The sequence below is a fragment of the Curtobacterium sp. PvP017 genome, from assembly GCF_054060195.1.
The window spans coordinates 231,353-257,844 of sequence record NZ_JBSSCY010000006.1 but is presented as its reverse complement, the minus strand read 5'-3'; the positions used below and the strand labels follow the sequence as shown (position 1 = coordinate 257,844).

Annotated in this window: 23 protein-coding genes; 12 read left to right on the top strand and 11 right to left on the bottom strand. The window is 67.8% G+C overall.

The genetic code is table 11. From position 1 onward, the window contains the following. The first annotated feature begins 34 nt into the window (after positions 1-34). From ACVKXF_RS13650 to ACVKXF_RS13630, 5 genes are all read left to right on the top strand, one after another. Positions 35-2,563, top strand: coding sequence for a GmrSD restriction endonuclease domain-containing protein (locus tag ACVKXF_RS13650; protein ID WP_456796027.1), 2,529 nt, complete (start codon positions 35-37; stop codon positions 2,561-2,563). Continuing rightward, on the top strand, positions 2,553-4,157 hold the full coding sequence (locus ACVKXF_RS13645; RefSeq protein ID WP_456796026.1) for a hypothetical protein: 1,605 nt from the start codon (positions 2,553-2,555) through the stop codon (positions 4,155-4,157). Before ACVKXF_RS13650 ends, ACVKXF_RS13645 begins: the two co-directional genes overlap by 11 nt. A gap of 287 nt (positions 4,158-4,444) precedes the next feature. Further along, positions 4,445-4,663 carry a hypothetical protein gene (locus tag ACVKXF_RS13640; RefSeq protein WP_456796025.1) on the top strand — a complete coding sequence of 73 codons (219 nt, stop codon included), beginning with the start codon at positions 4,445-4,447 and terminating at the stop codon, positions 4,661-4,663. A gap of 39 nt (positions 4,664-4,702) precedes the next feature. After that, the gene (locus tag ACVKXF_RS13635; RefSeq protein WP_456796024.1) at positions 4,703-5,278 is read left to right on the top strand and encodes a 5-methylcytosine restriction system specificity protein McrC; all 576 of its coding nucleotides are present in this window, start codon (positions 4,703-4,705) and stop codon (positions 5,276-5,278) included. Further along, a complete protein-coding gene (locus ACVKXF_RS13630; RefSeq protein ID WP_456796023.1) occupies positions 5,236-5,595 on the top strand; it encodes a 5-methylcytosine restriction system specificity protein McrC in 360 nt (119 codons plus the stop codon). Before ACVKXF_RS13635 ends, ACVKXF_RS13630 begins: the two co-directional genes overlap by 43 nt. 129 nt (positions 5,596-5,724) lie before the next feature. On the opposite strand, the gene ACVKXF_RS13625 is transcribed toward ACVKXF_RS13630, so the two are convergent. The 6 genes from ACVKXF_RS13625 to ACVKXF_RS13600 all read right to left on the bottom strand — a co-directional run bounded on the left by ACVKXF_RS13625 (position 5,725) and on the right by ACVKXF_RS13600 (position 16,379). Further along, positions 5,725-10,659, bottom strand: a complete 4,935-nt coding sequence (locus ACVKXF_RS13625) for a type ISP restriction/modification enzyme (RefSeq protein ID WP_456796022.1) — start codon at positions 10,657-10,659, stop codon at positions 5,725-5,727. Positions 10,660-11,433: 774 nt separating this feature from the next. Further along, positions 11,434-12,969, bottom strand: coding sequence for a PTS transporter subunit EIIC (locus tag ACVKXF_RS13620; protein WP_456796021.1), 1,536 nt, complete (start codon positions 12,967-12,969; stop codon positions 11,434-11,436). Between the two features lie 44 nt (positions 12,970-13,013). Further along, positions 13,014-13,928 carry an N-acetylmuramic acid 6-phosphate etherase gene (gene murQ / locus ACVKXF_RS13615; RefSeq protein ID WP_456796020.1) on the bottom strand — a complete coding sequence of 305 codons (915 nt, stop codon included), beginning with the start codon at positions 13,926-13,928 and terminating at the stop codon, positions 13,014-13,016. 8 nt (positions 13,929-13,936) lie between these two features. Beyond that, positions 13,937-14,833, bottom strand: a complete 897-nt coding sequence (locus ACVKXF_RS13610; RefSeq protein WP_456796019.1) for a MurR/RpiR family transcriptional regulator — start codon at positions 14,831-14,833, stop codon at positions 13,937-13,939. Positions 14,834-15,023: 190 nt separating this feature from the next. Then, the gene (locus ACVKXF_RS13605) at positions 15,024-15,611 is read right to left on the bottom strand and encodes a hypothetical protein (RefSeq protein ID WP_456796018.1); all 588 of its coding nucleotides are present in this window, start codon (positions 15,609-15,611) and stop codon (positions 15,024-15,026) included. 123 nt (positions 15,612-15,734) lie between these two features. After that, positions 15,735-16,379 carry an NUDIX hydrolase gene (locus ACVKXF_RS13600; protein ID WP_456796017.1) on the bottom strand — a complete coding sequence of 215 codons (645 nt, stop codon included), beginning with the start codon at positions 16,377-16,379 and terminating at the stop codon, positions 15,735-15,737. Between the two features lie 92 nt (positions 16,380-16,471). Here ACVKXF_RS13600 and ACVKXF_RS13595 point away from each other — a divergent pair, with 92 nt between their 5' ends. After that, complete coding sequence (locus ACVKXF_RS13595; RefSeq protein ID WP_456796016.1) at positions 16,472-17,413, top strand: ADP-ribosylglycohydrolase family protein; 942 nt, start codon at positions 16,472-16,474, stop codon at positions 17,411-17,413. 85 nt (positions 17,414-17,498) lie between these two features. Here the strand turns inward: ACVKXF_RS13595 and ACVKXF_RS13590 are convergent, their stop codons facing one another. The 4 genes from ACVKXF_RS13590 to ACVKXF_RS13575 all read right to left on the bottom strand — a co-directional run bounded on the left by ACVKXF_RS13590 (position 17,499) and on the right by ACVKXF_RS13575 (position 19,710). Next, on the bottom strand, positions 17,499-17,975 hold the full coding sequence (locus ACVKXF_RS13590; RefSeq protein ID WP_456796015.1) for a DUF4395 domain-containing protein: 477 nt from the start codon (positions 17,973-17,975) through the stop codon (positions 17,499-17,501). Next, positions 17,972-18,436 carry a thioredoxin family protein gene (locus tag ACVKXF_RS13585; protein WP_456796014.1) on the bottom strand — a complete coding sequence of 155 codons (465 nt, stop codon included), beginning with the start codon at positions 18,434-18,436 and terminating at the stop codon, positions 17,972-17,974. The genes ACVKXF_RS13590 and ACVKXF_RS13585 overlap by 4 nt, the downstream gene beginning before the upstream one ends. A 284-nt stretch (positions 18,437-18,720) precedes the next feature. Next, positions 18,721-19,092, bottom strand: coding sequence for a hypothetical protein (locus tag ACVKXF_RS13580; protein ID WP_456796013.1), 372 nt, complete (start codon positions 19,090-19,092; stop codon positions 18,721-18,723). Positions 19,093-19,110: 18 nt separating this feature from the next. Next, positions 19,111-19,710, bottom strand: a complete 600-nt coding sequence (locus ACVKXF_RS13575; protein WP_456796012.1) for a TMEM175 family protein — start codon at positions 19,708-19,710, stop codon at positions 19,111-19,113. Between the two features lie 47 nt (positions 19,711-19,757). Here ACVKXF_RS13575 and ACVKXF_RS13570 point away from each other — a divergent pair, with 47 nt between their 5' ends. The 6 genes from ACVKXF_RS13570 to ACVKXF_RS13545 all read left to right on the top strand — a co-directional run bounded on the left by ACVKXF_RS13570 (position 19,758) and on the right by ACVKXF_RS13545 (position 25,965). Beyond that, positions 19,758-20,012, top strand: a complete 255-nt coding sequence (locus ACVKXF_RS13570; RefSeq protein WP_456796011.1) for a DUF1653 domain-containing protein — start codon at positions 19,758-19,760, stop codon at positions 20,010-20,012. Between the two features lie 65 nt (positions 20,013-20,077). Beyond that, entirely contained in the window at positions 20,078-20,563 is a 486-nt protein-coding gene (locus ACVKXF_RS13565) for a hypothetical protein (RefSeq protein ID WP_456796010.1), read from the top strand. Further along, on the top strand, positions 20,554-21,351 hold the full coding sequence (locus ACVKXF_RS13560) for a hypothetical protein (RefSeq protein WP_456796009.1): 798 nt from the start codon (positions 20,554-20,556) through the stop codon (positions 21,349-21,351). Before ACVKXF_RS13565 ends, ACVKXF_RS13560 begins: the two co-directional genes overlap by 10 nt. Beyond that, on the top strand, positions 21,351-21,902 hold the full coding sequence (locus ACVKXF_RS13555; RefSeq protein WP_456796008.1) for a hypothetical protein: 552 nt from the start codon (positions 21,351-21,353) through the stop codon (positions 21,900-21,902). Before ACVKXF_RS13560 ends, ACVKXF_RS13555 begins: the two co-directional genes overlap by 1 nt. A gap of 87 nt (positions 21,903-21,989) precedes the next feature. Beyond that, positions 21,990-25,484 carry a TM0106 family RecB-like putative nuclease gene (locus tag ACVKXF_RS13550; protein ID WP_456796007.1) on the top strand — a complete coding sequence of 1,165 codons (3,495 nt, stop codon included), beginning with the start codon at positions 21,990-21,992 and terminating at the stop codon, positions 25,482-25,484. 139 nt (positions 25,485-25,623) lie between these two features. Continuing rightward, positions 25,624-25,965, top strand: a complete 342-nt coding sequence (locus tag ACVKXF_RS13545) for a hypothetical protein (RefSeq protein ID WP_340197176.1) — start codon at positions 25,624-25,626, stop codon at positions 25,963-25,965. A 109-nt stretch (positions 25,966-26,074) separates the two neighbouring features. Here the strand turns inward: ACVKXF_RS13545 and ACVKXF_RS13540 are convergent, their stop codons facing one another. Then, positions 26,075-26,491, bottom strand: coding sequence for an SseB family protein (locus ACVKXF_RS13540; protein ID WP_456796006.1), 417 nt, complete (start codon positions 26,489-26,491; stop codon positions 26,075-26,077). Position 26,492 lies beyond the last annotated feature (1 nt).

Here is a 26,492-nt window from a genome sequence, read left to right as displayed (position 1 = left end):
CTGTCTCTAGGATCTCGATGACGGAGGACGATACATGGACGTACGTGAAACCACCCTGCAGGAACTGCTCGGCGGACCCAAGCAGTACCTGGTGCCGCTCTACCAGCGGCCCTACGCGTGGGAGGTGCGTCAGCGGAGGCGCCTGTGGAGCGACATCCTCGAACTCGCCGAGACCCGCCGGACGAACCCGAGCGCGACGCACTTCATGGGCTCACTCGTGCTCTCGACCGGCGCAATCGTGCCGACCGGCATGGAGTTCCTCGTCGTCGATGGCCAGCAGCGACTGACAACGTTGTCGATCCTGCTCTGCGCGCTCCGGGACTACCTCCGGGTGCACCAGACCGACGCGCCGATGCTTGCCGAGAGCATCCACGAGCAGTACATCGCGGACCGCTTCAAGCCCGGCGACGCCCGACTGAAGCTCCTGCCCACGCAGGCGGATCGCGACTCTTTCCGAGCCGTCGTCGACGGCGCAGTCGGCGCCGATTCCACTTCCGGGGTGGGCGACGCCTACTCGTTCTTCCGTCGCGAGCTCGAGCTCGCCGACGACCCGGACGATCCCCACGACATCGAACGGATCCGCGAGGCCGTCCTCGGCGGTCTGAGCTTCGTGTCCATCACCGCTCGCGACGAAGACAACGTCTACCGGATCTTCGAGTCGCTCAACAACACGGGTCTCCGACTGACGCAGGGTGACCTCGTCCGCAACTACCTGTTCATGCGACTCGTGTCCCGTGGGGAGTCGGTGTACACGTCGTGGTGGCTCCCGATGCAGCGCCGGCTCAGCGTCAACGACCTCGAGCTGATCTTCTGGCTCGACGCCGTCGCAGACGAACCGCTGCTCAAGCAGGGCGACATCTACAGCTACCAGCAGGCGCGGCTTGCCAAGATGGACGACGAGCAGATCCTCGCAGAGATCGAACGCTTCAGCCGTTTGTCCGAGCAGCTCGAGGTGATCCGGGAGCCTTCCCGCGAGCCTGACCCCGGTGTTCGCAAGCACCTGCAGCACCTGGCGGAGTGGGGGTCGACGACCACCGTGCCGCTCACCCTTCGGCTCCTCGCACGGCGCGCCGCCGGCGCCAGCAGCACGGAGCAGGTCGCGGGCGCGCTCGCAGCAGTCGAGTCCTACATCGTTCGCCGGACCATCGGTGGGCGCTCGGGCCAGGGCCTCAACCGCACCATCCTGCAGGCGTGCGGCGTCCTTGATGATCGACCGGTCGACCGGGTTCTCGTCGACTACTTCTCGACCGGGCGAAAGTACTTCTCGACCGACGACCAGATCCGCGACGCGGTCCGCACCCAGCCGTTCTACCTACGTGGTCTGCGGACCCAGCAGAAGCTGATCCTGAAGTGGGTGCAGGAGGAACTCAACGCGAAGGAACCGGTCGACGTCGAGAAGTCGACGATCGAGCACATCTTGCCGCAGACGCTGACCCCAGAATGGCGTGCAGCACTCGATGTCAATCTCGCCGACGACGAGACGGCCGACCTCGTGCACGAGCAGCTCGTGCACTCGCTCGGCAACCTGACGCTGACCGGGTACAACTCCGAGCTCAGCAACCGGCCCTTCCCCTCGAAGCAGGAAGATTTCCGAAAGAGCAGCTTCAGCGGTCTGAACCGGCTTGTCCTTGAAGCCTCGACGTGGGGGCGCGCCGAGATCCTTGCTCGTGGTGATTGGTTCGCCGAACGGATCGTCGAGCAGTGGGCCGGCCCGAACGAACGGCTGCAGTCATCCGACACCGGCCGCGACTGGTCGCTCGTACACCAAGCGATCATGGCCATCCCCGCCGGCCACTGGTCGTCGTACGGTGACGTCGCTGCTCTCGTCGGCACGCACCCGGTCCCGCTCGGCGTTCATCTAGCGAGCCACGAGGTCATCGGAGCACACCGGGTGCTGCAGGGCGGCGGCACGATCTCGCCTGGGTTCCGTTGGCCGGACCCGTCAGATGATCGAGACCCCCGTGCGGTTCTGAAAGAGGAGGGCCTGCGGTTCTGGACGAACGGCGCCGCCGACGAGGCCGCCCGTCTCTCAACGGCGGCGCTCGCCGAGCGCGTCGGCCTCGTCACTGACGGAGTCAACGGCACGGACGCCGTGTCGGATGGCACCTTCATGGGCCAACTCTCCAGCGCGAACCCGCCGACGACGTTCCACGCCGTCTCCGAGCTCTTCGCCGCATGGAAGGAACTCGGCGGCACTGTCGAGTTCGGGTCGAACCGGGAGAGCAGCGCGTTCATGACGGCACCGCGTCGCTCCGAGGAGGGGCCGTCGCACTGGCCCTTCGCGATCTACCCGATCTCCGGGAGCGTCGAGGTGGTGTTCCAGCACCTACGAGTCCGCCCGCCGTTCGATGACCTCGCGCTGCGGCAAGAGTTCCGTAGCCGACTCAATGCCGTGCCGGGGATCGACCTCGCCGCCAGCAGGATCGACAAGCGGCCGTCGTTCGCGATCGATGTGCTCAACGCGACCGCTGCCCGCGAGCAGGTCGTTGACGCGCTGCGGTGGTTTGTCGACCAGCTCAATCCCAACACACAGAACGCTGAAGGAGACACCGATGAGCGATGAGCTCCACGACGAAGTGCACGAGGATGAGTCACAGAACGACGAGGCACCCTCGTCGGGGCTGGTCGAGTTCGAGGACGGTCTCGCCATCTTCTTCGGCACCGATGTCCCGGATGGACTCGAGGTCGTTCCGTTCTCGTTCATCGACGAGCCAACGCTGCGCGCAGTCTCGACGGCCGTCGGGAACGCCGTCGGCCTTGGAAGCGTCGGCGCGCAGGGCGTCAACGCAGCGATGCAGGCCCAGGGACTCGTGCGACTGGCACCTCAGACTCTCGAGGCGCTCAAGACGGCGACACCGATAGTCAAGGACGGCTGGAACCTCGGGACCCTCGCGAGCGGCGGCGGTTCGTTCACAGCGTCGGTCCGCTGGCTCCCCGCCACTGCAGCGACGACTGCCTCGGTCCTCGCCTCGATGGGGCCCGCGATCACGTTGATGGTCATCCAGTTCCAGCTGAACCAGATCGCTGCCGTTGCCCAGCACAATCTGGAACTGACCTCGAAGGTGCTGCAGGTCGTGCGCCAGGGCCAGTGGTCCGCGGTGACCGGACACTACGAGACCCTCATCCGCGAACTGCGGCACGCCCGACGGATCGGGGAAGTAACCGACGCCGTCTTCGCTGAGGTGCGTGGCTACCAGGGTGAGCTCACGTCGCAGTGGGATGCGAACAAGCACGCAGTCCAGCGATACGTCGACGAGCTCGAGAAGAAGATCGGGCACAAGGACCGCCAGCAGTACCTCGCCGACAACGGGCAGGCGATCATCGCCGATGTCCAGGCGCTGCTGCTCTCGCAGACATCCTGGTTCGTCTACCAATCCCTCCGCGCAGGCCACCTGTTGCGGAGTGCGAAGACGAACGAGGCAGACGCCAAGCTGCTCGACGGATTGGTGACCGACGCGCGCGATCTGCACGAGCAGTCGCTTGCCCAGACAGACGAGCTGCTGGACCAACTCGCTCGAGAGTTCGCGATCATCGCCGAACTGCCGGGCAAGCGGACGTTCAAGATCGGGGGTACCGCACGAGCGGCGAAGGAGTCGCACCTCATGGTGCGCGAGCTCCAGGACGCCCTCGGGCACATCCGAGGCCTCGAGGCGGCCCGCGACCGAGAGTCCCTCGAGCTTCCGTCGTTGCTGGTCTTCGAGGACGACGTTCCGGAGGAGCTCGTTCGGATCCTCCCGTTCCGCCTCCAGCCGGGGGAGCAGGTGCTCGCCCTGGCGGACGTCTCGTTCGACCGGATCACCCTTCCCCGATTGAGCGACGGTTGGGTTGCCGTTACCGACCGACGTCTGCTCCTGACCAAGCAGGACTCGTTGCGACGGGTTGGTGCGATCGACTCCGAGTTGAGCCTCGCGAACATCCGGTACGTCCGTCGTTCGGACGCTCCGGAGCGGCCACCCGTCGTCGAGATCATCACCAAGGACGCGGACGTAACCCTCCGCTTCCCCGCGTGGGCGAAGACGGGTGCAGCGCGCCGATCCGCGGCAGGCTTCGGGGAGCTGATCGCCAGTTTCATGAACCTGCCTGCGGAGGAGATCCCGGCGGTCAGCCTGCTCGAGGCCGCCGCTTCAGATGACGGATTGCGCTCAGTTCGAAGCTGATCCACATAGCGGCGTCGACCTGCTGACGCGAGTCAACGCACAGATCCAGGACCACGATGCCAAGGTCGGGCCGTCGTTCCTGATGCGCGATCTCGCCGGAACCGGTCTGCAGGACGTGTGGCGGTACGAGATCTTGCCGCTCCTGGCGGAGCACCACTAAGGCGGAGGGGGCGACCTGGAGGCGAGGTACGGCCTGGCAACGTTGCGTCGCCAAGCAACGTCCTCCTCTGCGGACGGGGCTGAGGGTGCTTCCGTCGACGATTGAGCTGCGGGAAGCAGACCAGCCGGTGGTGCACCGGCTGCCGCGGGCGGTGGCGGTCGGGCTTGCGTCGGCGAACATCGCGACGGTCGCGCCGACGCTCGGCGACGACGAGTACCGCATGAGCGGTGTGCGGAAGGTCGGCGTCGTGCGGATCGCCGGGCACACGGTGTGGCTGAAGCCGAAGACGCCGGTGCGGCGGCTTTTCGCGATGCTCGAGTACGCGCGGGCGGGGAGTGCGATCTGAACCGAGGACGACTTCGGGTTCGAGGAGGACGAGGACCTCGTGCCGGCGTTGGCGCACGCGTTCGTGCGGCAGGCCTCGCGGGCGCTGGCCGGTGGCCCGCTCCGTGGATACGTCACGCGCGAGGATGCGCTGCCGCTCGTGCGTGGTCGGTGGCGGATCGGGGACCAGCTGACGCGGCGGGGTGGGCAGCCGCTGCCGGTCGAGGTATCGTTCGACGACTACGTCGAGGACATCGCGGAGAACCAGGTGCGGCTCTCCGCAACGACGCGGTTGTTGCGACCGCCGGGTGTGCCAGCCGATGTGCTCGGGGCGCTGCGACTGATCGTGCGAGTGCTCGACGGAGTGTCGGTGATCCCCGTCGGGGCGCCGGTGCCGGTCTTCCGGCCGGATCGACAGAACGCGCGGTACACGTCGGTGCTGGCGTTGGCATCGCTCGTGCTGGCGGGGTCGTCGGTCGAACAACGCGCTGGGAGGTTGTCGCGCCCGGTTTCTTGGTCGACATGTGGTCGGTCTCCAAGGACTTCGTATTGGCTGCCCTGCGTGAGGCATTCAAGCCGTAAGGGGGAGTGCTGGTGTCGCAATACCAGTCGACGCTCGACGTCGAAGGGACGGTGAAGATCGCGCCTGACCTCGTGTGGCTCGTCGACGGAGAGGTACGGGCGTGCATCGATGTGAAGTACAAGGTCGAGAAGCACGGTCAGTACCCGAACGCTGATCTGTACCAGATGGCGGCGTACTGCAGGAAGTACGGGTTAGGCGAGGGGCGGTTGGTGTACGCGGCGGGTGACGGCGCCGCGTGCCGTGTTGATGTGATCGAAGGCCCGCTTATTCGGCGGGTCGCGCTGTTCTCGGAGGCTCCCTGGAATGAACTTCTGGGCACCGGTAGCGGCATTGCGAAGCGGGCATCGCAGGTCCGGCGGGTAATGCTGTAGTGAGCACCTTCGAGCGGGCCGCCGATATCCGACCTCAGATCAATCCGATCGCGGGAGGGGAAGCTGAGGAGCAGGGAGGGCCGGACCAATAAATTCATAACGAATACTTGTGGGATTTACCCCCCCAACCTAAGACTCGGTCACCACGAAGTCGGGAAGCTGGGTGAGTAGGCGCTGAGTTTCCAGGCTCACGGTAACGAGCGACCGCATGAGGTCGACGAGGTAACGGGGATTGCCCTGCTCACGGAGCCAATCATTTGGGTCGTTGACGATGCCGCTGGCCGCGTCGGCCTTGATGTAGTAGCGATCAATAACCCACTCTAACGGGCTCCTCCCTCCGACTTTGTAAAACGCCTCCGCCTCCGGAATGCCGGTCAAGGTCAAGTGCTCGTTGTAGCGCAACATAGTGTGGTCCTTCCGTGAAGCCCACGCTGGCTTTGTGATGGAAAGTCGCGCAGTCGCCTCGTCCGGCGCTGTCGGTTTCCACTCCTCGCGAACATCGGGGTGAGGCGGCGCGTCCTCGTAGTTGAGGTGCAGCTCCGCAAGCTCGCGCCCGATTTCGGAGTATCTCGGGAAATTCTTCACTAGCGGGATTCGCGGAAGCATTTTTGTAAGATCAGCCGCGTATTGCTCCCGATACGAGGGGTGATGGAGCAGCGCGTAGACGCCGTAGAAAATGTCATCCTTCGAGACGGAGGCTCCGAAGGACTCTCTGTATCGAACGAGAGTTGCGTCGGTTATGTTATCGATGCGGCGATAGCCAGCGTTTGTCTCGTTCTTGCCCTCCAGCGCATCCAGGTTGATCCCACCGTCAGGGAGGGCTGTCGGTTCCCAGATGTATCGCGGGAAGACCTGCGTCGACCAGTTCAGGTTGAGATCAACTAAGCCTCGCACGATCAGCGGGGGAGACGGCTTGCGGGAATCGGTGGTGACCGCGATCGAAAGGTTATGGTGCCCTTCCGTGGGTGAGAGTTTCTCAGAGATTCCGGGCCTGTCGATCATCGCTGTGTCGTACCAGAGATTGATCGGCAAGAAGGGACGATAATTGACGCGGCGCACAGAGCCGTCTTCGAGGTTCAGCTTCTTCCCACGCCGCCGGAGCGTATCGAATTTGCTCGACCATCCGATGCGGGCACCGTCGATCTTGCGTTGCGGGTCGTCGACATGCTCAGCGAACTCGTCGATGAGCCGCCCAATATGATTGCGCAGGGAGGCTCGGCTGAAGTTGTACACCCATGCGTCACGGTTCGTCGATGTGCCAAGCGCAAAGGTGGCGAAAACGCCCGGGGTGCCCACTTTGCCCTTAGTGGCTTTGTCGCCAATCGGCTGGAACGTCCCGAAGCGCTCGTCGCGATGATTGATCCAGTCTCCGGACTCATTGGGGGTCACCGTTGTGAACTCGGTGCCCTCGACCGAAACCTCCATCACAAGCCGTTCGAGCTTTTCTTCGCGGCTGAGGGAGTCGCCGATGTCGCGGTAGTGAACGTGGGCCGGCCCCTGGTGATCCGGTTCCTTAATCAGAAATGTGATCGCCACACCGGTCTGGCTGCCCTCGCCGAAGACCTTGCCGCCCTCGGCCCTCCACTCCTTCTTGCGCTGGTTCCCGCGCAAGTTGTAGACGATGACCTGGCTGAACTCTGTCACCCAACTCAGGCGCACTCCCTGAGCAGTCGCCCCTTCGAGAAAGCCAGAGTTCGAGACGAAGGCGATGATCCCAGCTCCGCCGATGCGGTCGGTCGCCCAACGAATGGCCCGATAATACGAGTCGTACAAATCGGCCTTGCGGGTGCCAGACGAGAGCGCAACGTAGGAGCGCTTAATCTGTTCGTCAATCGTCGGGTATTTTGCGTTCTTGCTGTCGTCGTTCGCGCTCGACTGACCGGCGCGATATGGCGGATTCATGACGACTACGTTGATGGGCATCGACCGTTGCTTTTCCAGGCGCGCTGCGTTCTCAGGGAACACGCCGCCGGCAAGTTCATTGTCACGCTCGTCCATCGCGAAGGTGTCCGTGAGGCTGATCCCCTGGAAGCCGCTGGCCTCGGGCTCGATTCCGTGGTCGGCACATATCTCGCGGTAGACGCTTTCAATGTTGACGGCGGCAATGTAATAGCTCAGCAACACGATCTCATTTGCGAACATCTCCCGGCTGTACTTGCGGGATAGGTCTGCCGGCTGGACAAGGCCGATCTGCAAGAGGCGGGTCATGAAGGTTCCCGTTCCGACGAACGGGTCGATGATGTTCACGCCGGGGGCGCCAACCCCCTTCCCAAAGTGGGTCCTCGAGAGCTCGTCGGCCGAGCGAAGGATGTAATCGACCAATTCGACAGGGGTGAACACGATGCCCATCTTTTCCGCCAGGAGCGGGAAGGCCTTCGTGAAGAACTTGTCGTAAAGGGTTCGCAGAAGCTCCTGCTTCGCGCGCACGGTGGGCAGGCGTCGGATGCGGTCGGTTACTCGTGCGTAGAACAGGTCTAGGGGCTCGCGTTCGCGCTCGAAAGCAGAGTTGTCCTGGAACGTGTCCAGGACCGCTTCGAGCGCAAGAGAAACCGGGTTGTCCTGAGAGAAGCTGCTGTCTGGGAACATCGCTTCGAAGACCGGCTTGGTGATAAGGTGCTGGGCCAACATCTCGATAGCCTCTTCCTCACCCACATCCGGATTGACGGTGGCCAGCAGTGCGGCGAGGAAGGTGTCGAACGGATCTTTGTCGGTTCCGGGGGCGTCCAGATGCGCGCGAATCAGGGCGATGAAGCGCTGAGCGATGTCGGCGATCCCTCCAGCCCAATCGTCCCAATACATTCTGTCGCCGACTTTCGCGACGAGCTTCGCGAAGACGGCGTCTTTCCATTTTCCGGCATCCGCCAGAGCGAACAGTGGGGTCTGTGCGGTCAAGGCCGCCGATTGGGTGCCGCTTCCTCCTTCGAGGGTGTCGTCATGTCCGCCCCCGTCGCCGATCCCGTGGCTGTCGGACACCTTCTTCGTGGTGAGGTCGAGTCGTAGAACGGTGATTTGTTCCGGCGGGACGCCTGTCAGCGCCGCCTGGTTGATCGCGGTATCCAGGCGTTCGTCGTGGGCGCGCAGCGCCTGCAGCACCTGCCAAACCACCCGGTAGCGGTCATTGTCGTTCAGGGCTTCCTCCGGCTCCAGGCCGGCGGGAATCGCAATCGGAAGCACGATGTATCCGAATCGCTTCCCTTCGGCGCGGCGCATGACCCGCCCGACCGCCTGGACGACGTCGACCTGGCTTTTGCGCGGGTGCAGAAAGAGCACTGCGTCCAGGCTCGGCACGTCGACGCCTTCGCTGAGGCAGCGGGCGTTCGTGAGAACCCGCGCAACCGACCTGTCGAAGCGGTCGGTGACGTTCTCGGACTTCAGCCAGTCCAGCAGTACGCCGCGTTCGGTGGCATTCATGGTGCCGTCAATGTGTCGCGCCTGGACTGTCAAGTCGTCCGTGGGGTCGTCGTTGAGAATGTTTGACAGGTGCCCGTCGACCAGCGTCTCGAAGTCATTGGCGATGCCTTTGGAGGTCTTGATGTCCTTTGCGAATGCGACAGCCCTTCGCATCGGTTCAAGGTCCGTTCCAAACCCGTCTGCAAGCTGTCCTGCATTCCGCTTGGCTAAGGCGTTGTAACAGCCGATGAGCTTGGCGACGTCGCCGATTTGCAGCTCGTGACCATCGTCGGCGAGTTCTCGCTGGAAGCCTTCGACGATCTGGTCCTCGCTGACGCCGAGCACGATGACTTTGTAGTCGGTAAGCAATTGGGCGCGCACGGCCTCGTCGAAGCCGATGCGGTACAGCTCCGGCCCGAACAGGGACTCGTCGTCCATGGAGATGAGCTCGGCGTCTTTCTGCCGCGCCAGGTTCTTCACCTCCGGCGCGAAGATACGAGGAGTAGCCGTCATGTAGATGCGCTTGATGCCGGCCACGTACGTGTCGTCGTGAATCCGCACGAAGTGTGATTCGTCCTCGCCGGGCAGGGTCGCGCCGGTGGTGCGATGAGCTTCGTCGCAGATGATCAGATCGAAGACCGGAGCGCCCAGCTGTTGGGCACTAGCGATTGCGTCGACTGACTGATAGGTCGAGAAAACGACGGTCATACCGTCCATGCCATCGTGTTCGTCCAGCAGCTCGGCCAGACGCCGCCCGTCGGTGGTGGCTGGCGCACCAAGATCTTCCAGCCTGACGCTGGTGAGGTCGTCGTTTTTGGTGCGTCCGATGTTGAGGTCGCTGCCTACTGCGAAGGCCTGGAACCCCAACTCCGGGTCGCGTTCGGCGCTCCACTCCGTCAGCGATTGCTGCAGGAGGGCGAGAGAGGGAACCATGAAGAGGATCGACGAGGTGCCGGCCGAGTACTCGCGTGTCCACCTTTCGGCGAGCTTGAGCGAGGTGAAAGTCTTGCCCGTTCCGCAGGCCATGATCATTTTGCCGCGATCGACGCCGGCTCCCTCTCCGGTTCCGCTGAAGCCGTTGATGACGGCGGAGATTGCTGCGCGCTGATGGGCGCGTTCGGTTTTCCGGGTATGGCGTGTTGGCGCCTTCGCCGGGTACTTCAGCTCGTAGCTGGACCAGTCGATGGCACAGTGCCGCAGCTCATCAAGACTCGCGCGCCGCACTGGCTTCGTTCGGTTACGTAGCGCCTCTTCCGCGTGCGCCGACCAGGGACCAGCGGTCGTGTCGATGACCAGGCCCTCTGTGAAGGGCTCCTTGCCCATGGCCTCGAAGAACGAGTCGAGGTCCTTCTTGTCGATGCGGTGGTTCTCCTTGAAGAACTTCACCTGGACGGCCAGCAAACCGCCGCCCTGAATCTCAGCGACTAGATCGATGCCGGTGTCGGGGCGGCCCGCACGTGCCGGCCAGTCCTTCCACAGCCACACGCTGCCGAGTTGATCGGCCCATAGCGGTTCGATCGTGAGAAAGTGCTTCGCTAGCTGCTCGAGGTAGTTGCCCTTCATCCGCTCGCTGTCGGCCAGCCTGCGCAGCTCGTCGAGGAGTCGGTCGAAGTGAGTCGCCTCGTTTGCTGGCCGTTCGGACACGCGGCCCTGCGCAGGCGAATAGGTGTCCAAGGTTGAGGCTCCTTCTCGCCGCTGGAAGGAAGATGTGCGGCGCTCTCAGGGTAATGGTTGGACGACCCCGCACGGATCAGCCGCTCCCGTAGTTAGGTGCTTCGAGATGTTGAGCGAAGGGACGGTCGAGGGCTCCGAAGCGCGCAGCTGCCGAACGCGGGTCACCCGTGATTCTCAGCATCAACCTCGACGCAGCCTCGTGGCCGCCAAACAAGCAGACAACTTCGACTAAGCCGTCACCTCGTGGGGGACGGTGCTATGAACAGCCAAGGTTGTCCCAACCCGCTGACGGTCGAACTCGCTTCAGTTGACCCAAGAAGTCGGTGCTGTGGTGCATGGTGGTGCGACCCGACTTGGTAGGGACGGCTTCGCCTGGCTCGAGCGGTTGGCTACATCGCCTGAGTTGTAGCGATCGGACGCGCGGGTGCGCCCGAGTGACCGGACGGCGATGGGTTCGAATGCCACCGGTGACGGGGTACCCATCACGTGCTATATCGCGTCCGGCCAACCCGCAGGCCGTCCCGCGCCCGCGCCCGCGTCGTCCGAGGTACAGTTTCCGACCGGTTGGCGGGTACATCCCGGACATGGCGACTCCGTGTTCGCGCAAAAGAGCAGCCGACACGATCGCGGTTGCAGCAGCCCGGGCACCCGAAGGGGAGTTCTCCGGGATGTGCAACGAGGTGAACGCGAGCGTCGCACCCGCGGCCGCGGCGGCCTCGAAGGTCGGACCAGCCAGCGGACCGTGCGCCAGGTACGCGCTCGCGCCCAACCGCATCAGCGTGCAGCTCCCACGGAGTGAGCCGGCGTGACCTGCACGTCGAGCGGGGCTTCCGGAGCGACGGGGTCGCCGGACGGCGCAGACGATTGCGCTTCGAGGTCAGCTCGCACCGAGTCGGAGACCCCGAACAGCAGGGTCGCCACGAACCCGACGACGTACGCCACGATGAGCCCGGACCCGTACCCGAGCAGCGCCCAGCCGAACCCGGAGGAGCCGTTCAGCAGCGGGATGAGCGACAGGTCCGAGGCCCCGATGGCGATCGCCCCGACGGAGTGCCCGAGCTGGTCGAACAGTCCGACGACACCGCCGCCGAACGCCCCACCGATGCACGCGGTGATGAACGGCCGACCGAGGGGGAGCGTCACACCGTAGATCAGGGGCTCGCCGACACCGAGGAACCCGGCCGGAAGCGCACCGCGGATGGTCCGCACCAGCGAGGCATTCGATCGGAACCGCACCCACAGCGCGATGCACGCACCGATCTGCCCGGCACCACCCATCGCCAGCACGGGCAGCAGCACGGTCCACCCGGTCTGGTCGATCAGGGTGGTGTGGATCGGGATGAGCCCCTGGTGCATGCCGGTCATGACGAGCGGCAGGAAGAGTCCTCCGAGCACGAAGCCGGCGAAGGCCCCACCGTTCGCGAGCAGCCAGGTGGCAGCGGTCCCGATCGCGACCGAGACGACACCGGCGACGGACATCAGGACGCCGAGGGTGATCGAGCCGGCGACCAGGACGGTGACGGTCGGCACGACGATGAGCGCGATGACGTCGGGCGTGATCCGGCGCATGAAGCGCTCGACGTAGGCGGCGAGGATGCCGCCGGCCAGCGCACCGAGCACACCGCCCTGCCCTGGAGCCAGGGTCTCGCCGAACACTGTGACGTTCGCGACGCCGGCCGCGACGATGATGCCGCCGACCGCACCGCCGAGGATGGGCGTGCCGCCGAACTCCTTCGCGGCGTTCATCCCGACGAACACGGCGAGCAGCGAGAGGAAGCCGGACGAGAGCACCCCGAGGAACGGCGTCACTCCGGGCACCCACCCCAGGTTCGTCAGGATGCCGTTGATCCCGGCGATGAGCCCGCAGGCGATCAGCGCGGGGATGAGCGGGATGAAGATCGCGGAGATCTTCCGGATCGCGCGCATGGTTCGGCCGTCGGAGCGGGACCGCGCTGACGCCTTGATCGACGCGCCGCGAGCGGCGAGCTCCTCAGGCGACGCACCAGACGCACCTGCGGCACTGGACGCGCCAGCCCCACCAGCCGCAGCCGCCGGGGCGGCCGCGCGGAGGGCCTCCAGGTCGACGGCCACGCGGTCGACGAGACCCGGGCCGAGCACGATCTGCAGGTTCGAGCCGGCCGCGATGGCGGCCATGACGCCGTCGGTGGCCTGGAGAGCCGGCAGGTCGACCGACGCGGGAGACGAAACCTCGACCCGGAGTCGGGTCATGCAGTTCTCGACGTCGGCGATGTTCGCGGAGCCTCCGACGGAGTCGAGGATCTGCTGGGCGAGTTGCTGTGCATCGGGCATGGGGTGCTCCTCGGGGGAAAGGAAACGAAAAAGGGGAACGGGATCTACAGCACGGCGCGCAACGAGCCGGAAGCAGCGACGAGGCGCTCACGGGCCGAAGCAGCCGAGGCGCCGGTCAGGATCACGGCGATGGCGGTCTTCACCTCGCCGTCCGAGGCATCGAGCGCCGCCTGGACTTCGGCGGAAGCAGCGCCGGTGACGTCCTGCACGAGCGAGAACGCCCGGGCGACGAGCTTCGCGTTCGTCGCCCGCACGTCGACCATGCGGTTGCCGTACGTCTTGTGGCTGCGCACCATCGCGAGCGTGGTGAGCATGTTCAGCACGAGCTTCTGCGCGGTGCCCGCCTTCAGGCGGGTCGAGCCGGCGATGAACTCGGGGCCGACGACGACGTCGATGGCGATGTCCGCCTCCCGTCCCGCGGCCGAGTCGGGGTTGCACGCGACGGAGACCGACAGGGCGGAGCGGCGCCGGGCCTCCAGGATGGCTGCGATGACGTAGGGCGTCCTGCCGGACGCGCTGATCCCGACGACTACATCGTCGGCCGTCAGGCCGAGTGCGTCGAGTTCGCGGACGGCCGCTGCTTCGTCGTCCTCCGCACCCTCGACGGCGGTGGTCAGGGCGACGTCGCCGCCGGCGATGAGCCCCACCACCTGCGAGGGGTCGGTGCCGAAGGTGGGCGGGCACTCGCTGGCGTCGAGGACGCCGAGCCGGCCCGGCGTGCCAGCACCGACGTAGACGAGTCTGCCGCCGCGCGCGAACGCTGCGGCGATCGAGTCTGCCGCCAGGGCGATGGCCGGGAGGCACGGCTCCAGTGCCGCAGGCACGCTGCGGTCTCCGGCATTCATGCGCTGGGCAGCTTCCAGCGTGGAGATCGTGTCGATGTCGTCCAGCGAGTGGTCGGTCGCCTCGGTGGTGAGGGCCGCGAGTTCGTCGCGGAGGGCGTCGTGGGTGTGGGTCATGGTGGTGCTCAGTTCCGGTGGTGGGTGCGGACGGCATCGCGGCTGCGGGCGAGGAGCGGCTGGGACCGCTCGTCGGTGCGCTGCGCGACGACGATGAACAGGGCGTCGACGATGGCGAGTTGGCTCATCCGGCTGCCCATGGCGGCGGGTCGGAGGGCGCTCTCTGCACCGGCGACACCGAGCAGGACGTGGTGGGCCGTGGTGGCGAGCGGGGCGTTGGCGTGGCCGGTGATGGCGACGATCGTCGACCGCTGGGCTGCGGCGGCGTGGGCGACCTCGAGGGTCTCGGTGGTGGAGCCCGAGTGGCTGACGAGCACCAGGACGTCGTGCTCGCCGATGACGCTCGCGAGGGTCAGGGCGTTGTGCGGGTCGTCGGCGATCGAGCTCACGATGCCGATGCGTTCGAGCTTGAGGTGCAGGTCCCGCGCGACGATGCCGCTCGCGCCGACGCCGTACAGGACGACGCGGCGGGCTTCGCTCACGGCTGCGGCCGCTGCTTCGAGGGCGTGCGGGTCGAGCGCGGCACGAGTGTCGGCCATCACGGCGCGGACGTCCTCGGTGACCTTCGCGATCACGGTGGCGACGTCGTCGTCGACAGCGACGCCGGCGTGGATCTCGGTGTGTTCGCGCTCGTGGATGCCGCGCTCCACGGCCCGGGTCATGCTGCGCTGCAGGCCGGCGAAGTTCGCGAAGCCGAGGTGCTGGGCGAAGCGGGAGACGGTGGCGGGGGAGACGCCCGCGCGGCCGGCGAGCTCGGCGGCGTTCGTGGTGGCGGCGGCTGCCGGGTCCTCGAGCACGGCGTCGGCGATGGCGCGCATGCTCGACGGCATCGTGGCCGACTGGGTGCGGACGAGGGCGAAGGCGTCGGCGCGCTCGACCCGATCGGCTCGCTCGGTGATCGTCATCCCGCTATGAAAGCGTCTTTCGTGCGCGAGTGCCAGTGGTGAAAGTAAATTGCGTGTTACGGGTGGTGCGGTGGCTGCGTGGCGGGGGCTCGCGCGTTCAGTGAGCAGAAAAGGTCGAGTCGCCGCAGCGGACTCGACGTTTTCTGCTCACTCGATGAGCGGCGGACGCGAACCTGGGCGGTCGCGCTCGTCAGGCCTGCGGGGACGGGGATGCCACGACAGTCGCCGCCCGCAGGTACCGCCGCGATCGACGTACGGCGCGCAGCAGGATCGGCGTCATGATCAGTGCGGTGATGAGCAGTGCTGCGCAGAGGAACCGGGGGAACGCCGAGCCGGAGACGTCGTCGTCAGCGAACATCGGGAACTGGGCGCCAGCGATGCCGAGGTAGAGCAGGAGGAACTGGGCGAGGGCGAGCGGCTGGTAGGTGGAGAGCAGTCGTGCATGCTCGCGTGCCCGGAGGGCGAGGTCGGACTCGGGCGGCTGGATCGGGCTGCCGGTCCTGATCGCTTGCGTCACCAGGCGCTTGCCGGCAGGGGAGAGCCCCGCCGTGGTGGCCAGCATCGCGGTCGACATCCCGATCGTCGTGACGAGGATCGAGAAGGTACCGGTCAGGCCACCGACGGACGCGCCGAAACCGACGACGGTGAGGACTGCGACGGCGCCCGACTCGGTCGTGGCCAGCAGCCCGCCGATGACGGCGCCGACGACGGCTCCGATCAGTGCGAGCAGGGTCGTCCGTCGCCAGGCGCGCCGTGCTGTCAGTTCGAGTTCCCCCATGCCCCCACCCTACGAGCGGATCGCCCGACGGTGACGACGGTCGCGACGATGACGATCGGCGCGACGAACAGCCAGTAGGTGAGTTCGGCGTTCGCGCGCACCCTCGGCGAGCGACCGGCTCCGTCACCCCCGCCGGTACCGCGTCGCCGGCTTCCCCGGCCCGTCCGCCCGCTTCGTGTCCGTCGCGACCAGCTTCGGCAGCATCGCTCGCCGGAACGAGTCCGGCAGCAGGCGCTCGCCGAGGACTGCCTCGTGCAGCTGCCGCAACTCCGACATCGTGAACGGCTCCTCGAGCAACCCGTGTGGATCCGGTGCGTCGATGGAGACGGACCGGAGCCGAGCGACCGCGAACTCGAGGATGTCGTCGTGCCCGTGCACCATCCCGCGCGCCTCGGTCACCGGCGCGAGTCGCACCTGGGGTTCGTCCAGGTCCAGAGCATGAGCCGGCACCACGTCGAGGTGCGCCACTGACAGCACCCACCCACGGTCATCCCGCGAGGGGTCGTCGAACACGTGCAGCTGCTGCGGTGCGAGCCCCGTCACGCCCGCCTTCGTGGAGAGCGACCGCAGCACCGCGTCCGCCAGCCGCTCGCCCTCGTGCACGAACGTCCCGGGGAGTCGCCAGTCGCCCTCAGATGCATCGCGCACCTGCACGACGGACAGTGGCCCGCCCACGGGGACGGTCAGCACGGCGGTGTCCACGGCGACGGACGGTCGCGGGTAGTCCGTCAGTCGTCGGCCGCTCGCGTCGCGGTACTCCTCGGTCATGCTCGCGATTTTACGCACACTTGCGTAAACGCGGCGGGTGGTGCAGGATCGGTTTTACGCGATTCCGCGCAAACCCGATCCGGAGGTCCCACATGACCACCCCGCAGATCCACGACCGAGCAGTCGGTGCCGTCCTCGGCTCCGCCGCCGGCGACGCCCTCGGTGCCGGGTACGAGTTCCGACCGGCAGTACCCGCGCCGACCCCGATCACGATGACCGGCGGCGGCTCCCTCGGGTGGGCGCCGGGGGAGTGGACGGACGACACGAGCATGGCCGTTCCGATCCTCCGCACGGTCGCCCGCGGCGGCGACCCGGCGTCGGAGGCAGCCCTCGACGGCCTGGTGGCCGCCTGGGCAGCGTGGTCGGTCAACGCGCCCGACGTCGGCATCCAGACGCGCAACGTGTTGACCGGTCTGGAGGCGCGGATCGCCTCCGTCGCGCGGGCTGCGGCCCGGCAGGAGCACGAGTTCACGGGCCGCTCCGCCGGCAACGGGTCGCTGATGCGGACCGCACCGCTGGTGCTCGCCTACCTCCGCGGTGACGCCGGCGAAGAGGAGCGGCTCGCCTCGGCGGCTCGCGCGATCAGCGACCTGACGCACTTCGAATCGGACGCGGGGGACGCGTGCGTGCTCTGGTGCGTGGCGATCCGGCACGCGGTGCTGACCGGCGAGCTCGACGTCCTGCGTGGGGTCGACCTGCTCGACCTCGACCGGCGCCGAGTGTGGGTGGACCGGATCGTCACGGCCGAGCACTCGGAGCCGGTGGACTTCACGGAGTCGAACGGGTGGGTGGTGTCCGCGCTGCAGGCCGCCTACGCCGCGGTCAAGCAGAGCTCCTCGCTCGAGGACGCCCTGGTCCGCGCAGTGCGCACCGGCAACGACACCGACACGGTCGCCGCGATCGCCGGTGGCCTTGCAGGTGCGCTGTACGGGGCGTCGTCGTTGCCGGCCCAGTGGCGGGAGCTGCTGCACGGCTGGCCGAACCTGCGCGCGGACGACCTCGTCGCGCTCAGTGAGCAGGCGCTCGCCGTCTGACCGACCCGGCGTCGGAGGCTGCCGTGGGGGGAGCCTCCGCCGCCGGGCGAGGCGGAGGTGAGCCGGGCCTCCCGGTCGACCGCCGTCAGGCGATGCCGCGTCGCGGACGGAAGACGCCTGCGCGGACCAGCCACACGTAGAGCAAGCACCCGATGCAGACGTCGAAGACGGCGTTGAGGAAGGCTGCGATCAGGGCGACGGCGGCTCCGATCGGGGCCGCGTACGGGACGCCGAGCACGGCGAGGAGCAGCGCAACCGCGGTCACGAACACGCCGACCTGCTGGGCGAAGGTCGGGGGTTCGGGGGCCTCGAGCTCGGCAGGCGGGGCGAGCCGCGGCCGGACGAAGCGACGGAAGATCGCGCCGTAGGGGTGGCGGCGGATGCCGGCGATGCCGCCGATGGCGAAGAGCACGACGATGACCGCGAGCAGGACGATGCCGACGACCCACGTCGCGGGGATCAGCGTCAGGACGATCGTCAGCGCGAGCAGGACCGTGGTGATCGCGGCGCCGAAGCGCGGGGAGCGCGGGTCGATGCCTGCTTTGGCGGGGGCGGTGGTCATCGGGACTCCTGTGGGCCGGTGAGGACGGTGTCGAGGGCTGCGGCGAGCTCCGGCGGGCGGGGTGGCCCTCCGAAGCGGGTGCGGACGGCACGGGCGCCGTCGACGAGCAGGACCGTGGGGGTCTGCAGGACGTTGAAGCGGGTGGCGAGGTGCGGGTGCTCGGCGAGGTCGATTTCGAGCCGTTCGACGCCGGCGTGCTGCGCTGCGAGCGCGTCGAGCTGGCGGGCCGTCGCCGGGCAGCGGGCGCAGGTCGGCGTGGAGAACTGGACGAGGGTGGCGCGGGTGCCGAAGGCGGTCGGGGGAGCGATGTCGGCGACGCTGCTGTTGAGGCTGGCTGGCGTGTTGAGCGCGCTGCCGGTCTGGGGAACGGCTCGGCCCGTCCTCGCGCGCAGGAGCAGGCCGATCACGGTGGCGAGTGCGAGGACTCCCACCAGGACGGCGACGGCCACGATGACGGTCATGCCGTGACGGTACGTCGTTCGGGTGCGTCCGTGACCGAACGTGACCGAACGTGACGGTCTCGGTGGGGTCGGACGATCGTGGAGGGGCTCGCGTCCGGAGGTCAGACCGGGCGGCCGGTCGCCGGCGCCTAGAATAGGCATACTATTCAAGGGACCGGGACCGGGACCGGGACCGGGACCGGGACCGGGACCGGGACCAACACCTGGACCGCCGCCCAGGGCGGCGCTCGGCGGTCGCCGGACGCGGTGGGCCGGCGACGTGACGCGGGTGGGCTCGCGTGTCGTCAGAGCGCGGCGCGCGCCTGGTCGATCCGCTTGATGAACGCTCGAACGCCCCAGATGACGAAGGTCAAGCGTTGCCCGTCCTGCAGCACGACCTGCATCTGCCGCGAGACGTTGCGTGAGGTGTCGTGGAGCTCCGCGATGGAGTCGAGCGGGATGCCGAACGTCGGCCGGACGAAGTTGAACGGGTGCGCGCGGAACCAGAGGACCGCGGGGGTGAGGGTGAGTCGGCCTCCCGCGGCTTCGTGGCGGCGCATCCCGAACCGGCCGGGTGCTGCGATCGAACGGACGAGGCCGGCCTCCGCTGCCGCGTCGTCGATGACGAAGTTCGCGTTCTTGCGTGCCAGTACGGTCTCCGCGTCGCCCAGGCCCATGCGCTGACCGTACCGCGATCAGATTCGGCGGAGCAGCCGAGCGACCGTGCCCTGCAGCACGAGGAGCAGGGCCCAGAGCAGGCCGATGCTCGGGAACACCACCGACAGGACCAGGGCGAGCGACAGCAGTCCGGCGGCGATGAGCCCCCGCGCCGAGTCGCCCAGCGGTGTGGCGAGCAACTCCGGGTTCCGGCGCAGCACGAGTTCGATGCCGGTGAGCGCCAGGCTCGTCACGACCATGCTGCCGAGGTACAGCGCGTGGGCCACCCGGTCGTCGTTCTCGCCGCTGTTGAGCAGGTTGGCGGCGAAGGGCAGGAACACGATGCTGATGAGCCACACGAAGTTCAACTGCATGACCCGGGCGTTGTAGGAGCGGACGTGCTCGAACACCTGGTGGTGGAGGATCCAGAACCGCGAGATCAACCAGAACGTGATGAGGAACTCGAGCAGGGCGGGCCAGTGCGCTCTGAGCAGGTCGCCCGCGCCCTCGCCGTCGCGCAGGTCACTGGCGATGTCGACCAGCGGCAGGATCAGGAGCGTGATCGCGATGGCGACGGTGGCGTCCGAGAAGTTGACGAGTCGGTCGAGGCCGCGGTCCGTTCGAGCGTGCTCGGTCATGGCCCGAGTGTAGGAGCGCTCTGCCAGCCGGCCCTAGCATCGCGGGTGTGAGCGACGACGTGACTTCTGGCCGGTACCGCCACTTCAAGGGCAACGACTACGAGGTGCTGCTCGTTGCCCGTGACGTCGAGACCGAGGAACCGGTCGTCGTCTACCAGGCGCTGTACGGCGAGCGGGGGCACTGGGTCCGCACGCTCGCGGACTTCACGGCGCACGTGACCCGTGACGGGTACGACGGGCCGCGGTTCGTGCCGGCACCGAGCGCGGACCAGCTGGATTTGTCATATCATCGACCACATTGATATACCTGGCAGCGGCAACCAGAGCGGTTGTCTGACTGAGAGGGGGGTGTGCAGTGCAGCACACCATGAAGCAAATGCTGGTCGTCGCCGCGGTCGCCGCGGTGGTCTCACCGTTGCTGGCAGCTGGCCCGGCGGTCGCGGCCGAACCTGACCCATCGTCGGCCGTTCCCGACAACGTGGTCGTCGACCCGACCTTCGACCCCGCGAACGCGACCCGGGTCGACGAGGACGGGAACTCGATCAGCCGGAAGACTCCCTGCCATGACCGCGCGTTCGCGGCGATCCCGAAGATGCTCACGTCCGTGTCGGGGTGCAGCATCATCGGGTCGAGCACGAAGACGAAGGTCACGTACAGCTGGTACCGCGACCAAGGCCGGGTCGGGGTCTGCGTGTGGAGCAAGGGCTTCAACGCTCGTGCGCAGACGACGTGGACCGCGTCGGGATGCGGGACCGGTCGCCGTGGCGTGGTCATCAACTGGGGCATCGTTGCGGCATCGAAGCAGATCCGGGGAATGACTGCTTCGGGCGTCGCGGGCGTGCAGTGGGGCTGATCGCGACACGTCGGCGCAGGCGCTCGCTCATCTGGGCGGGCGCTTGCGCCGTCGCGGTCGCCGCGACCGGGTGCGGTGCTCCCGACCCGACGACGACCCGAACGCCCCGGACCACCACAACCGTCCGCCCGGCGACGGAAAGCGCCCGGATCATCGAGACCGTTTCGCAGCAGCGTCTTGCCGATGTGCTCATTGCGGGGCTCCCATGTGAGGACCGGGACGACTACCAGGACGACGTGACGTTCTGGGACTCGATGCGTGGCTACGACTGCGTGGACGCGGCCGACACGGTCTCCGTTCGTGTGTACGGCAGCAGCCGGTCCGTCGACCAGATCCTCCCGTCATGGGCTGACGCTCTCGTGGACGGACGCGGAGTCCGGCGCGGCGTGAACTGGTTCGTCGTCGGACCGCGCGATCTGATCTCCCAGGTCGATCCGCCTCGCGAGGATCCCGAGGTGCGGTCGTCGTCGACATCCGCCCCTGCCCCGACGGCGCAGCAGGAGTTCCTGACCAACTGCTCCCAGTACACGTTCGACGAGGCCGTCCGTGCGATCCGCGGTGAGCGGGTGACGGAGACGGACGGCGCGTACTACGACCGGGCGTTCTCTGGCGTCGGCGAAGCCGTGCGAGCGTCGTTGGACCAGCGTGATCTGGCGCTCCTCCGTGCGGAGGACGACGAGGCGCGATGGCCATCGATTCTGTCCGAGCGCGGCCCCGCGTGGAAACAGGTGTGTCGAACAGCCATGTCACGGCACGACGACCTGCTCCGGTCTGGAGCGGAGGACTGATGCGCGTTGTGTCGATCGGACGAAGCGCCGGGACGCTCGGGGCTCTCGGAGTGACTATCCAGGCAGCCGATGACTTCACCCGCATCTTCTTCGAGAGTCCGATGGCCGGCTCGTCCGCCGTGTTGGCGGGTGCGAGCATCGTGCTGCTGCTGATCGGGGGCGTGCTCAGCTGGCGTGGAGACCGGATCGTGTGCTGGACGCTCGGTGCCCTGGCTGTTCAGGTGGTTGGTCGCATGGCTGTCGATGTGGAACCGATGGCCGTGTACTGGTCGGTGTCGGTTGCGCACATGCTCGGGCCGGTCCTCGCGCTCGCCATCGGCGTGGTGATCGCCCGTCGGGCCGGTTCCACGGCACTGTGCCGTCTCGGGTGCATCATCGGGATCGCCGCGGGCTGCTGGATGCTCGCGAGTTGGACGCAGGTGCCGTTGCTGCTCGTTCCGCTGACACGCGCCCTCACGGACGGCTGTCTGCTCGCCGTGGTCGTTTGGCCTGCCGTCCTCGAGGCCGGTCGGCTGGTGCGCCGCCTTTGGGACTCCGCGGAGGTGCGCTGACGCCGGCCGCGGCCGTCTGACCGCGCGCGGCGCCGGTGTCGGCGGGCGGCCCTAGGCTCGCAGGGCACCAGAGAGACGGGGGAACGCATGCAGATCGGCGTCGACGGGCACGTGCTGCTCAGCCCGAGCGACCTCAGCACGTGGTCGGCCTGCGAGTGGGCGTTCCTGCGCCGCCTCGACGTCAAGCTCGGCCGCGGGGAAGCCCTGCCCGAGGCGCACGACGACATGCTCGAGCGCACCGCCCGCCTGGGGGACCAGCACGAGCTCGACTATCTCGACATCCTCAAGCAGACCCGGAACGTCGTCGAGTTCGACCGCCCCGCCCCGCCGGACTACGCACGCGCCGCAGCCGAAGCGCGACAGGCCTTCGCCGACGGCGCCGACGTCCTGTACCAGCCGACGTTCCACGCGGCGCCCTCGACGGACAGCCCAGGGTTCATCGGGTTCGCGGACTTCATCATCCGCAACGACCAGGGCGAGTACGAGGTCTACGACACCAAGCTCGCCCGGCACGCCAAGATCAGCGCCCTGCTGCAGCTCGCCGCCTACGCCGAGCAGATGCAGGCGCACGGCATCCCCACCGGGCAGCAGGTGCACCTGGTGCTCGGCGACCGTACGACGACCACGCACGACCTCGCCGACATCGCGCCGGTGTACCGCACGCAGCGCGCCGAACTGCAGCGGGTGATCGCCGAGCGCATCACCGCCGACGAGCCACTGCAGTGGGGCGACCCGCGCTACTCCTCGTGTGGCCGCTGCGACGTCTGCTCGACCCAGGTTGCCGAGCACCGCGACCTCGTCCTCGTCGCGGGAATGCGCCTGGATCAGCGGGCGAAGCTCATCAAGCACGAGGTGCGGACGATCGACGAACTGGCGGTCCGCACCCGGGCAGTGCCGGGCTTGTCCCGCGCGACGCAGGATCGGCTGGTGCGCCAGGCGAGCCTCCAGATCGAGACGGAGACCGCCCGACGGAACGGCACCGACCGGCCGGACCAGCCCGCGAAGCCGCGCTTCGAGGTCCTCGATGCTCGCGCGCTCGACGCGATCCCGGCACCAGACCCGGGCGACGTGTTCTTCGACTTCGAGGGCGACCCGCTGCACACCGAGGACGGCGTGCACTGGGGCCTCGACTACCTGTTCGGCCTGGTCGACGACCGCGCGGCGTTCACCGCGTTCTGGGCGCACACGATCCGCGACGAGCGAGTTGCGCTGGAGCAGTTCCTCGCGTTCATCGAAGCCCGGCGGCAGCAGTACCCGGGCATGCACATCTACCACTACGCGGCCTACGAGCGGACGCACCTGCTGTCGCTCGCCGCGCGGCACGGCGTCGGTGAAGAGGCCGTCGACGACCTGCTGCGCGCCGGGGTCCTGGTCGACCTGTACCCGATCGTCCGCAAGGCCCTGGTCGTGGGGAGCCACAGCTACTCGATCAAGAAGCTCGAGCCGCTCTACATGGGCGACGACCTGCGCGAGAGCGACGTCACGAACGCCGCCGACAGCATCACCGCCTACGTCGACGCGATCGAGGAGCTCCGGAACGGCGACCCCGCCGCCGGCCAGCACATGCTCGACGAGGTCGCCGACTACAACGCCTACGACTGCCGCTCGACCCTGCGCCTGCGCGATTGGCTCCGGTCGCTGCGCACCGACGACCCGGACGCAGCCGACCCCGCGCTCGAACTCGAGCTCCCGCCGATCCCCGTCGAGCGCGAGCCGAACCCGGTGTACGTCGCACTCGCGTCGCACCTCGAGGGTGTCGACGCCCTCGATCGCACGCCGGACGAGACCGCATTGGCGCTCGCCGCAGCGGCGATCGACTACCACCGGCGCGAGGCGAAGACCTTTTGGCAGGACCACTTCGACCGCCTGCGCAACCCTGTCGACGACTGGGCCGACACCCGCGATGTGCTCGTCGTGGAGCGTGCGTCCGTCGAGCGGGACTGGGACACGCTGCCGCGTGCCCGCTCGCAGTCGCGGGAACTCCGGTTGTCGGGGACGCTCGCGCCCGGTTCGCGGCTCCGGCCGGGAGGCACGCCCCACCTCGTCTACGACGACCCACTCCCGCCGTCGGTCGTGTCTCCGGGCCCCGGGTCGAAGGGCACGTCATCTCGCGCCGTGATCGTGGACGTGTGGGACGACGGCGATGCGGTCGAGGTGCTGGTGAAGGAAGGGCTGCCCGTCGGAGCGGAGCCGCACCACGAGTTCCCGGTCGCGCTCGCGCCGTCCGCACCGCCCCGCGCGAAGCCGCAGCCCGAGGCGATCGCCGAGTGGGGGCAGCAGGTCCTCGACGAGCTGCCCTCGATGGTGGCGGACCCGGCCTTCGACCTGCTGCGCCGGGTGCCGCCGCGCGGTGCGATCGTGCCCGTACAGGGCGACGACACGGTGTCCGCCGTGGTGTCGACGCTGCTCGGCCTCGACCACTCGTACCTGGCGATCCAGGGGCCTCCCGGCACGGGCAAGACCTACGTCGGGTCGAACGTCGTCGCACGGCTCGTCGGCGAGCACGGCTGGCGGGTCGGCGTCGTCGGCCAGTCCCACGCGACGTCGGAGAACTTCCTGTCCTCGGTCGTGAGCGCCGGCGTGCCCGCGGACCGGGTCGTGAAGGTGCCGAAGTCCGGTGCGACCGAGGACGAGCTCGACGTCGCCGCGTGGACGCCCGTGAAGAACGGTGCCGCCGTCGCCGCGTTCCTGTCATCGTGCGAGGCGTCTGGCACCGGCGGCGTGGTCGGCGGGACCGCGTGGACGTTCGCGAACGCGTCGACGATCGAGCGCCGGTCCCTCGACCTGCTCGTCGTCGACGAGGCCGGGCAGTTCTCCCTCGCTCCGACCATCGCGTCGTCGGTCGCCGCGACCCGACTCCTGCTGCTCGGGGACCCGCAGCAGCTCCCGCAGGTCTCCCAGGGCTCGCACCCGGAGCCCGTCGACGAGTCGGCGCTGGGCTGGCTGGCGGACGGCGAGCACGTCCTGCCGCCGGAGTTCGGCTACTTCCTGGCCCGCACCCGGCGCATGGAGCCGGCGCTCACCGAGTCCGTCTCGGCGTTGTCCTACGACGGGCAGCTCGCGTCGATGGTCTCCGGTCGGCACCTCGACGGCATCGACGCGGGCGTGCACCCCGTGCCGGTCGTGCACGCGGGCAACACGACGTCCTCTGCTGAAGAGGCTGCACGGGTCGTCGCACTCGTCGCCGACATCGTCGACCGCACGTGGACCGACGGTTCCGAGACCCGCTCTCTGACCGACGAGGACGTCATCGTGGTCGCCCCGTACAACGCGCAGGGGGCACTGATCCGGCAGGAGCTCGACCGCGCTGGCTTCACCGGCACCCAGGTCGGCACGGTCGACCTGTTCCAGGGCCGCGAGGCCGTGGTGTCGATCGTGTCCCTGGCGGCATCGAGTGCGGCCGACATCCCGCGCGGCCTCGACTTCCTGCTCATGCCGAACCGGTTGAACGTGGCGATCTCGCGGGCGAAGTGGGCGGCCTACCTCGTGCATTCGCCGGCGCTGACCACCGGGTTGCCGCCGTCGATCGCGGGACTCTCGCTGCTGTCCCGCTTCGTCGAGCTCGTCGAACCGGCTCGCTGACCGAGTCGACGCGCCGAGTCCTCTAGGCTGCAGATGGCCGAGGGGGCCAGGGGAGCGGGGGACGATGTCTGCAGGATCGCAAGGATCACTGCCGGCCGGGGGACCAGCGCCGGACACGGTCGCGGCACCGAAGCCGAACGTGGCTCGGACGGTTGACCTGGTCGTCACCGTCGCCCTGTTCGTGGTCATCGCGATGCTCAGCGGCTTCGCGGTGCTGTTCGGCTGGGTCCTCGGCACGATGTCGCAGTACGGGTGTGACTGGGAGTCCTCGACACGCGTGTGCAACCGGTCCATGGGCATGCAGACCGCAGTGGTCGAGGCGATCTTCCTGGTCTTCGTGTGCACGGCGGGCGGAGTGCTCGCGGCGAAGGTCCGTCGGAAGCGGCCGCTCGGGTGGCTCGTCGCGCTCGGGACGGCTGCGGCGGTAGCGATCGCGATCGCACTGACGCTTGCGGTGATTGGGGCGGCGTCGGGTTCCTGACGCCCGCTTGACGGTTTCGGTTCACGAAACCCGAGGATCGCGAACCAGAACCGTCACCCAGCGGAAATGCCCCGCACTCGCCCCGGAGCGGGGGGTCAGACGGAGCGGGTCAGTCGTCGCTGGTCGGGACGCCGCTCTGCATCTGCGCCCGCATCTCGGCGAGGACGTCCGCGTGCAGGAAGTTCGCCTCGGCCGCGCTGGTGGGGTCGACCACGATGCCGAACTCCTCGGGGAGCGCGGACACGAGTTCGGACATCGGCACCGGACGGCCCTCGGCGTCGGGCAGACCAGCGGCGAGTTCGTCCGGGTCGGCGAAGACGGGCACGAACGGCTTGTCACGGATCATGACGTGGGCGACGCTGCCGGCCTCCGGAGCGCCCGCCGGCTTCCAGGGGACCCACGCCGCGCTCCGCAGGAAGCCCGCTGGCGAGGCTGCCATCCGGCGGCGGAGTTCGGCGGCCGCGGTCGGCGGGGCTTTGTCGACGCCTCGGCCGAAGGCTGATCCGTTGGTCTGATCGGTACTCACG

Bases quoted from the DNA above. Each gene is read 5' to 3' on its own strand.
- ACVKXF_RS13650 (WP_456796027.1), top strand. From the start codon at position 35: ATGGACGTACGTGAAACCACCCTGCAGGAACTGCTCGGCGGACCCAAG.
- ACVKXF_RS13645 (WP_456796026.1), top strand. From the start codon at position 2,553: ATGAGCGATGAGCTCCACGACGAAGTGCACGAGGATGAGTCACAGAAC.
- ACVKXF_RS13620 (WP_456796021.1), bottom strand. From the start codon at position 12,969: ATGCCCGATGCACAGCAACTCGCCCAGCAGATCCTCGACTCCGTCGGA.
- murQ (WP_456796020.1), bottom strand. From the start codon at position 13,928: ATGACCCACACCCACGACGCCCTCCGCGACGAACTCGCGGCCCTCACC.
- ACVKXF_RS13610 (WP_456796019.1), bottom strand. From the start codon at position 14,833: ATGACGATCACCGAGCGAGCCGATCGGGTCGAGCGCGCCGACGCCTTC.
- ACVKXF_RS13605 (WP_456796018.1), bottom strand. From the start codon at position 15,611: ATGGGGGAACTCGAACTGACAGCACGGCGCGCCTGGCGACGGACGACC.
- ACVKXF_RS13600 (WP_456796017.1), bottom strand. From the start codon at position 16,379: ATGACCGAGGAGTACCGCGACGCGAGCGGCCGACGACTGACGGACTAC.
- ACVKXF_RS13595 (WP_456796016.1), top strand. From the start codon at position 16,472: ATGACCACCCCGCAGATCCACGACCGAGCAGTCGGTGCCGTCCTCGGC.
- ACVKXF_RS13590 (WP_456796015.1), bottom strand. From the start codon at position 17,975: ATGACCACCGCCCCCGCCAAAGCAGGCATCGACCCGCGCTCCCCGCGC.
- ACVKXF_RS13585 (WP_456796014.1), bottom strand. From the start codon at position 18,436: ATGACCGTCATCGTGGCCGTCGCCGTCCTGGTGGGAGTCCTCGCACTC.
- ACVKXF_RS13580 (WP_456796013.1), bottom strand. From the start codon at position 19,092: ATGGGCCTGGGCGACGCGGAGACCGTACTGGCACGCAAGAACGCGAAC.
- ACVKXF_RS13575 (WP_456796012.1), bottom strand. From the start codon at position 19,710: ATGACCGAGCACGCTCGAACGGACCGCGGCCTCGACCGACTCGTCAAC.
- ACVKXF_RS13565 (WP_456796010.1), top strand. From the start codon at position 20,078: ATGAAGCAAATGCTGGTCGTCGCCGCGGTCGCCGCGGTGGTCTCACCG.
- ACVKXF_RS13555 (WP_456796008.1), top strand. From the start codon at position 21,351: ATGCGCGTTGTGTCGATCGGACGAAGCGCCGGGACGCTCGGGGCTCTC.
- ACVKXF_RS13550 (WP_456796007.1), top strand. From the start codon at position 21,990: ATGCAGATCGGCGTCGACGGGCACGTGCTGCTCAGCCCGAGCGACCTC.